General features: G+C 69.8%; 10 protein-coding genes. 5 read left to right on the plus strand and 5 right to left on the minus strand.

The window, feature by feature from the left end:
• Window positions 1–696 (minus strand): histidine kinase (locus ACRDSQ_RS01170; RefSeq protein ID WP_431417990.1); only part of this gene is annotated, 696 nt, incomplete at its 3' end.
• Window positions 697–855: 159 nt separating this feature from the next.
• Here ACRDSQ_RS01170 and ACRDSQ_RS01175 point away from each other — a divergent pair.
• The 3 genes from ACRDSQ_RS01175 to ACRDSQ_RS01185 all read left to right on the plus strand — a co-directional run bounded on the left by ACRDSQ_RS01175 (window position 856) and on the right by ACRDSQ_RS01185 (window position 2729).
• The gene (locus ACRDSQ_RS01175; RefSeq protein WP_431417991.1) at window positions 856–1212 is read left to right on the plus strand and encodes a hypothetical protein; all 357 of its coding nucleotides are present in this window, start codon (window positions 856–858) and stop codon (window positions 1210–1212) included.
• A 49-nt stretch (window positions 1213–1261) separates the two neighbouring features.
• Window positions 1262–2136 (plus strand): IS5 family transposase gene (locus tag ACRDSQ_RS01180; protein WP_431417993.1). Its coding sequence is split into 2 segments (ribosomal slippage): window positions 1262–1652 and window positions 1652–2136, totalling 876 coding nucleotides; the frame shifts between segments, so codons are not numbered across the junction.
• 29 nt (window positions 2137–2165) lie between these two features.
• Window positions 2166–2729, plus strand: coding sequence for an NIPSNAP family protein (locus ACRDSQ_RS01185; RefSeq protein ID WP_431417995.1), 564 nt, complete (start codon window positions 2166–2168; stop codon window positions 2727–2729).
• On the opposite strand, the gene ACRDSQ_RS01190 is transcribed toward ACRDSQ_RS01185, so the two are convergent.
• The 3 genes from ACRDSQ_RS01190 to ACRDSQ_RS01200 are packed head-to-tail and all read right to left on the minus strand — an operon-like array spanning window position 2722 to window position 4017.
• Window positions 2722–3342: a TetR/AcrR family transcriptional regulator gene (locus ACRDSQ_RS01190; RefSeq protein ID WP_431417996.1), complete on the minus strand. Its 621-nt coding sequence runs from the start codon at window positions 3340–3342 to the stop codon at window positions 2722–2724. The two genes, ACRDSQ_RS01185 and ACRDSQ_RS01190, sit on opposite strands and share 8 nt — an antisense overlap.
• Complete coding sequence (locus ACRDSQ_RS01195; protein ID WP_431418005.1) at window positions 3342–3623, minus strand: hypothetical protein; 282 nt, start codon at window positions 3621–3623, stop codon at window positions 3342–3344. The genes ACRDSQ_RS01190 and ACRDSQ_RS01195 overlap by 1 nt, the downstream gene beginning before the upstream one ends.
• A complete protein-coding gene (locus tag ACRDSQ_RS01200; protein WP_431417998.1) occupies window positions 3610–4017 on the minus strand; it encodes a methionine biosynthesis protein MetW in 408 nt (135 codons plus the stop codon). The genes ACRDSQ_RS01195 and ACRDSQ_RS01200 overlap by 14 nt, the downstream gene beginning before the upstream one ends.
• Before the next feature lie 210 nt (window positions 4018–4227).
• Between ACRDSQ_RS01200 and ACRDSQ_RS01205 the strand changes: the two genes are divergently transcribed.
• Window positions 4228–4980 carry a putative protein N(5)-glutamine methyltransferase gene (locus tag ACRDSQ_RS01205; RefSeq protein ID WP_431417999.1) on the plus strand — a complete coding sequence of 251 codons (753 nt, stop codon included), beginning with the start codon at window positions 4228–4230 and terminating at the stop codon, window positions 4978–4980.
• Between the two features lie 114 nt (window positions 4981–5094).
• Window positions 5095–5538, plus strand: a complete 444-nt coding sequence (locus tag ACRDSQ_RS01210) for a hypothetical protein (protein WP_431418001.1) — start codon at window positions 5095–5097, stop codon at window positions 5536–5538.
• On the opposite strand, the gene ACRDSQ_RS01215 is transcribed toward ACRDSQ_RS01210, so the two are convergent.
• Window positions 5473–6441 (minus strand): proprotein convertase P-domain-containing protein (locus tag ACRDSQ_RS01215; protein WP_431418003.1); only part of this gene is annotated, 969 nt, incomplete at its 5' end. The genes ACRDSQ_RS01210 and ACRDSQ_RS01215 overlap by 66 nt on opposite strands.

The raw sequence follows: 6441 nt of genomic DNA on the forward strand, positions 1-6441 counted from the left end.
GCCCTGCCGCTCGGCGTCGGTCAGCGCGGCCACCGCCTCGTCGAGGTCCTCGTCCTGCTGCAGCGCGCGCCGGGCGGCGGTCAGGTGCAGCAGTGTGACGCTCAACGAGTGCGCGATGACGTCGTGGACTTCCCGTGCGATCCGCTGCCGCTCACCGGTGGCGGCCTGCTCGGCCCGGCTCGCCTGGGCGGCGCGCTCCTGTCGCAGCAGCCGAAGCTGGGTGAGGACGACGAACCCGACCGTCCAGCCGATCACGATCGCGGTGGCGTACAGCGGCGCTCCCGCCAACCGGCCCGTCGCGGCGGGAACCACGACCGTCGCCAGCATGCAGACCGCGGCGACCACGCTGACCGGCAGCGTCGCCGTGGCCGCCACCTCGGCGGCCAGGATGACCAGGATGAACGGCGCGAAGTCGGACCCGACCGGTTCGATGAGCAGCAGCGACACGCCCGCGACGGCGAGGACCGCCATCAGCGGCCGTGGCACCTTCCCGCCGGTGACCAGATCGAAGAGCACCGGGCACACGGCGATCAACGCCCACACCAGCGCCCACTTCGGCGGGACGACCGCGTCGCGCTGGACAACCGCCGCGGCGGCGGCCGCCAGCGCGCCCACCGACACGGTCAGCGCCATCCAGAGCGGGTAGCCGTACCCGCTCCGGGCCACCCGTGCCCGCATCCGGTCGACAAGCGTCACGGGCCCAGATTACGGCGCAGACCGGCCCGCCACATCGTTCCCGAGGAGGGGCGGATCTCCGCCCACGGGTGGAGACGCAATCCCGCCCCCAGCACGGCGACGGCGGGCCACCCGCGCCCATAGTGTCGAGCCGTCAGCCGAACTCCCCGGAGGTGGACGATGTCGTGGGCAGAGACGCACGCACGCAAGGCCGTTCTCGACGCCGTGCTGCGGCGGGCGCGGCACGACCCGACCGCCCCGCCGGTGCTCGACGACATCCCCGACGCCCGGCGCCTGTTCGGCACCGTCGACGGGGTGCTGCTGGCGCTGCAGGAGCGCTGGACCACCACCCTCGCCGCGAGACTCGACCAGGCCATCGAGGCACCAGGCCCGGGCCCGACTCGCCACCGAACAGCCCGTCCTGCGCGCGGTCCTCGACGCGGGCGCGTCCCGGTCGTCGGCGCTGCGCGAGACCCAGCGCACCGAGCGGCGGATGGTGGTCTCCAGCACGAACACCGCCAACAGGCTCGTCGCTAGGTCCTAGGGCCTGTTTCAGAAGTTGATCTCGGGGTGGGATGATCTTCGTGTGGGACGTGGTGATCTGACGAACGAGCAGTGGGTCAAGCTGGAGCCTTTGCTGCCCAAGGGAAAGAAGTCAGGACGGCCTCCTACGCACCCGAAACGGCAGCTCATCGATGGGATTCGGTTTCGGGTGCGCACGGGTGTCCAATGGCGAGATCTACCTGAGCGGTATGGGCCTTGGCAGACTGTGTACGGCCTGTTCCGGCGGTGGCAACGCGACGGGACCTGGAAACAGATCTTGACGCAGTTGCAGGCCCAGGCCGATGCGAAGGGCTTGATCACCTGGGATGTGAGCGTGGACTCCACGGTCACTCGCGCGCACCAGCACGCCGCTGGCGCGCGAAAAAAGGGGCTGACCAGCGTGAACCGCCGGGCGGAGTCGACGTCGAACCGGACGACCACGGGATCGGCCGGTCGCGGGGCGGGCTGACCACGAAACTGCACCTGGCCACCGAGCAGGGTCAGAAGCCGTTGTCGCTGGTGGTCACGGCCGGTCAGCGGGGTGACTCGCCGCAGTTCCAGACCGTATTGAACCGGATCAGCGTGCCCCGTGCCGGCCGGGGCGGGCCGCGGACTCGTCCGAACCGGGTGCTGGGTGATAAGGCATACGGTTCTCGCGCCAACCGGGCCTACCTGCGCAGGCGTGGCATCCGATGCACGATCCCGGAGAAGGCCGATCAGATTCGCCATCGCAAGAACCGGGGCCGACGCGGTGGGCGACGGCCCGCCTTCGACAAGGAAATCTACAAGCAGCGGCACGCGGTGGAGTGCGGCATCAACCGGCTCAAGCGCAACCGTGCCGTGGCCACCAGGTACGACAAGCTGGCCGTTCGGTACGAAGCCACGGTCACCATCGCGGCGATCAACGAATGGCTCTGACATATGAAACAGGCCCTAGGTTCGCGGGCATGATCTTCGAACTCCGGCGGTACACCCTGCACGCAGGTCGACGCGACGAGCTGATCTCCCTGTTCGAGCGCGAGTTCGTCGACCCGCAGTTGGCTCTGGGGATGACGCTGCCGGGCCTGTTCCGGGACGCAGGCGATCCGGACCGGTTCGTGTGGTTGCGCGGGTTCGCCGACATGCCCGCGCGCAAGGCCGCGCTGGAGGCGTTCTACGGCGGCCCGGTGTGGAAGACCCACCGGGACGCGGCGAACGCCACGATGATCGACTCGGACAACGTGTTGCTGCTCAAGGTGGTTCGGGACTTCGCGCCGGACGCGCGCACGGGCTCGCCGGTCACCGCGATGATCCACTGCTTCGACGCGCCGGTGGGCGAGGACCTCGCGGAGAAGGCCGCCGCCGAGCCGTTTCTCGCGGTGTTCCGCGGTGAGCACAGCGAGAACACGTTCCCCGCGTTGCCGGTTCGCCTTGGTGAGCATGTGTTGGTGACCTTCGGTCCGGGCCCGGCGCTGTCCGATCGCGTCGAGACTCTGACCTTGTTACCCACGGACCGTTCCGTGCTCAGGTAGCGGGTCGGCTTCCGATGCCGTGTAGGACGGTTCGGGTCACCGTGGCGGCCAACCCGTCCGGGACCACGACTTCGGTGCCGCCGTAGAGGTGGGGGAGGACCACCTCGTGACAGGCGCCGATGATCATTGTCGCGGCCGCGTCGAGGTCGGCGGCCGCGTCGATCCGCCCGAGGCTCTGTTCGGCGCGCAGGAAGTCGGCGAGTTCCTGGCGTAGGCCGCGTCCGTCGGCGGTGGGGTTGGTCAGTGCTCGGAAGCGGACCAGCACCTCGGGCTGCGCGAGCAGCGCGGTGAACGCGGGCAGAATCGCCTCGTGCAGCGCGAGGCCGCGCTCGACGAACGCGGTCAGGGCCGACTCGACCGCGTCCGCGCCCGGCTCGGGCGGGGCGCCCAGGGTGGCCTCGACCGAGCGGACGTGGGTGTGCAAGGCGAGAGCGAGCAGGTCTTCCTTGTCGGCGAAGTGGTTGTAGAGGACTCCGGTCGCCACCCCGGCCTCCTGAGCGATCTCGCGCACGGTCGGGGTGGCGCCGCGGCGGGCGAGGAGTCGTTCGGCGGTGGTGATCAGGTGTTCGCGCAGGGTTTGGTCGCCCGCTGCCGCCACCTTGCGCGGGGCCATCAGGCGCGCACCGCCTGGATCCGCCAAGCCGCGCCGCGCAGGCGTACGCCGTCGGGGGTTTCGAATCGGCGCATCGACTCGGTGAATTCGGCGCGGACCGCGTCGGCGACCTCCGGCCCCGCGTTGCCCAGGTTGAACCGGACCGGGCCCCAGTCGGCGAGGAACGCGCCCGCGTCGGCGGCGTCGCGGCCCCATACCTGGTCGGCGTCGACCGGGTCGATCGCGAGGTCGGTGTAGCCCGCCTTCTCCAGGATTCCGCGCACGACATCAGGATCGCTCATCGACAGCGGGCCGGCGTCGCCGGGCTCGTCGTTGATCCACGGCAGCTGCTTGGCCGCGCCGATGACCGCGGCGAGAACTCCCGGGTGAACGCGAACACCTGCGCGTCGCCCCGGACGAACGTGACGTTGTCGATTCCCTCCTCGGTCGCGACCGCCCGTGCCCGGTCGAGCATCGGTCGAGCCCCATCGCCCCATCACCGCGGACAGCGGCGAGCCGGGTGAGTTGGCCCGCCCCGCAGCCGATGTCGAGGACGCGGTCGCCGGGGCCGATCAAGTCGAGCACGGCCGGGTTGAACTCCCGGTTGATCGCGTTGTAGCGGTCGTGGTGATCGGCCCAGTGCCGTCCCTCATACCCGTTCCACGCTTCGGCCTGGCCGGTGTTGATCGTCTCCATGGTCTCCCCTGTGTGAACGCCTGTTCATCATGGACCTCGAACCCCCTGCAGCGCAACATCGAGTAGGGTGGCGTCGCTGGTGTCGGACGACCGGAGGAGGTGGGAACCCATGACCGTCAGGTCAGGTCGGGTGCTCTCCTCCCACGACCGCGGGGTCCACCGGGTTCGGTGACCGCGAGAGCGCCCGTCGGCATCCCCGAAAGGCGTTCCATGTCGTCCCCGATCGTCACCACGCTTCGTTCCGCGGGCTGTGTCTTCGCCGAGGACGAGGCACACCTCCTCGTCACCACCGCCGCCACGCCCGTCGACCTCGCCGCGATGCTCGCCCGCCGGGTCGCGGGGGAGCCGCTCGAACAGGTGCTGGGCTGGGCGGAGTTTCGCGGTCTGCGCATCGCCGTCGACCCAGGCGTGTTCGTCCCCCGCCGTCGCACCGAGTTCCTTGCCCACCAAGCCGCCGAACTGGCGAGGCCGGGTGCCGTCGTCGTCGATTTATGCTGCGGCTCGGGCGCTGTCGGCGCCGCCGTGTCCGCCGCTGTCCGCGGTGTGGACCTGCATTCCGTCGACATTGACCCGGCGGCCGTGGCGTGCGCCCGCCGCAACGTCCGCGGCGCGGTCTACGTGGGAGACCTGTACGAACCGCTGCCGTCGTCCCTCCGCGGCCGCGTCGATGTCCTGGTCGCCAACGCCCCCTATGTCCCGACCGAGGCGATCGTCCTCATGCCGCCGGAAGCGCGCATCCACGAACCCCGCCACGCCCTCGACGGCGGCGTCGACGGTCTCGCGATCCAGCGCCGGGTCAGCGCCGCGGCGACGCGGTGGCTCGCACCCGGCGGCCACCTCCTCATCGAGACCAGTGAACACCAGGCGCCGTCCACGGCCGACGCGTTCCTGCGCGATGGATTGACGCCTCGGGTGGTCGACTGCGAGGACGTGGGCGCGACCGTCGTCATCGGCACCAAGTAGTGGGTCTTGCGCAAAGATCGGATCTATCCGCCACTCATGCGGCAAATTTCACACCGAAGCCGTGTTCACGCCTGTGAACATTGGATGAATCGGCCTGCTGCCGTGGGAGTGACCATGCCGAACCGCTTTCCCCGCCGCTCGTTCCTGTCCTGGTCGGTCGCCGCGGCCGCGCTGCCGATGGTGATGACGGGGGCGTCGCCCGCGTTCGCCGCCGGGGCCGTGGTCGACGACCGGCTCGCGGCGGGCACCGGGTGGCGGGACTTCCTCGGGGCGCTGGACCTGGTGTGGCAGTCGGTGCCCACGTCCTTCTACCAGGGCCCGTTCCTCGGCAACGGAGGCATGGGCATGAGCGTCTACCTGCGCTCGGGTGCGAACCGGCTCGCGTTCGTCCTCGGCGACAGTCGGGTGCGCGACCACCAGACTGCGCTGACACCGCGAGGCAAGCCGACCGGAACGCCCGGCGAGTGGTGTCGCCGGGCGTTCCATGTCGAATCAGGTGGTGAGGGTCCAGTTGTCGATGTAGCCGGTGTCGTTGGTCTCGACGTCCTGCACGCGTAGTTTCCAGGCGCCGTTGCGGGATTCCGAGGACAGGTTGACCGTGTAGGCGGCGTTGACGTTGTCGGCTGAGTCGCTGCTGGAGGAGTTCTTCAACCGGTATGCCGAGCCGTCGGGGGCGACGAGGTCGATGACGAGGTCACCGCGCCAGGTGTGGACGATGGCGACGTCGACCTTGCTGGTGGCCGAGGCGGTGCCGGTGCAGGACAGGTTGATGGTGCTCTCGACGGTGGTGTTGTCGGCGATGTTGACGTTGGTGCCGTTGCTCGCGGGAGCGCAGGTGCCGGGGTCGCCGGTGGAGCCGGTGTTGAGGGTCCAGGTGTCGAGTTTGCCGCTGTCGCCGGGGCCGGAGTCGTTGACTCGCAGTTTCCAGTCGCCGTTGGCGGCTTCGCCGGAGAGGTTCACCGTGTAGGAGGTGACCAGGTTGTCGGTGCCAGCGCCGGTCTTGTTGTGCAGGACGTAGGCGGAGCCGTCGGGTGCGATGAGGGAGACGGTGAGGTCGCCGATGTAGGTGTGGACGATGTTGACGTCGACCTTGGCGGTGGCTGAGGCGTTGCCGGTGCAGCCGGAGACCGTGACCGGGCTTTCGATGGTGGTGTTGTCGGTGATGGAGAAGTCGGTGGCGTTGGTGACCGCCGAGCAGGTTCCGCCGCCGGTGGTGTTGATGGTCCAGGTGAGGTTGGCCGTGCCGGACTTCGCCGGGCTGGAGCTGTCGGTGGCGGTGATGGTCACGTTGGACGTGCCGGCCGCGGTCGGGGTTCCGGTGATGGTGCCGGTCGAGGAGCTGATCGACAGCCCGGCCGGGAGACCGGTGGCCGACCAGGTGTACGGCGAGGTGCCGCCGGACGCGGTGTTGGTCTTGTTGACCGCGGTGCCCACGGTGCCCGTCTGGTTGCCCGGGTTCGC

Source organism: Actinokineospora sp. (assembly GCF_050699995.1).
GTDB lineage: Bacteria > Actinomycetota > Actinomycetes > Mycobacteriales > Pseudonocardiaceae > Actinokineospora.

Excerpts from the sequence above, each read along its gene's own strand:
- ACRDSQ_RS01185 (WP_431417995.1), top strand. The coding sequence starts at position 2,166 with ATGATCTTCGAACTCCGGCGGTACACCCTGCACGCAGGTCGACGCGAC.
- ACRDSQ_RS01195 (WP_431418005.1), bottom strand. The coding sequence starts at position 3,623 with ATGAGCGATCCTGATGTCGTGCGCGGAATCCTGGAGAAGGCGGGCTAC.
- ACRDSQ_RS01205 (WP_431417999.1), top strand. The coding sequence starts at position 4,228 with ATGTCGTCCCCGATCGTCACCACGCTTCGTTCCGCGGGCTGTGTCTTC.
- ACRDSQ_RS01210 (WP_431418001.1), top strand. The coding sequence starts at position 5,095 with ATGCCGAACCGCTTTCCCCGCCGCTCGTTCCTGTCCTGGTCGGTCGCC.
- ACRDSQ_RS01200 (WP_431417998.1), bottom strand. The coding sequence starts at position 4,017 with ATGGAGACGATCAACACCGGCCAGGCCGAAGCGTGGAACGGGTATGAG.
- ACRDSQ_RS01175 (WP_431417991.1), top strand. The coding sequence starts at position 856 with ATGTCGTGGGCAGAGACGCACGCACGCAAGGCCGTTCTCGACGCCGTG.
- ACRDSQ_RS01190 (WP_431417996.1), bottom strand. The coding sequence starts at position 3,342 with ATGGCCCCGCGCAAGGTGGCGGCAGCGGGCGACCAAACCCTGCGCGAA.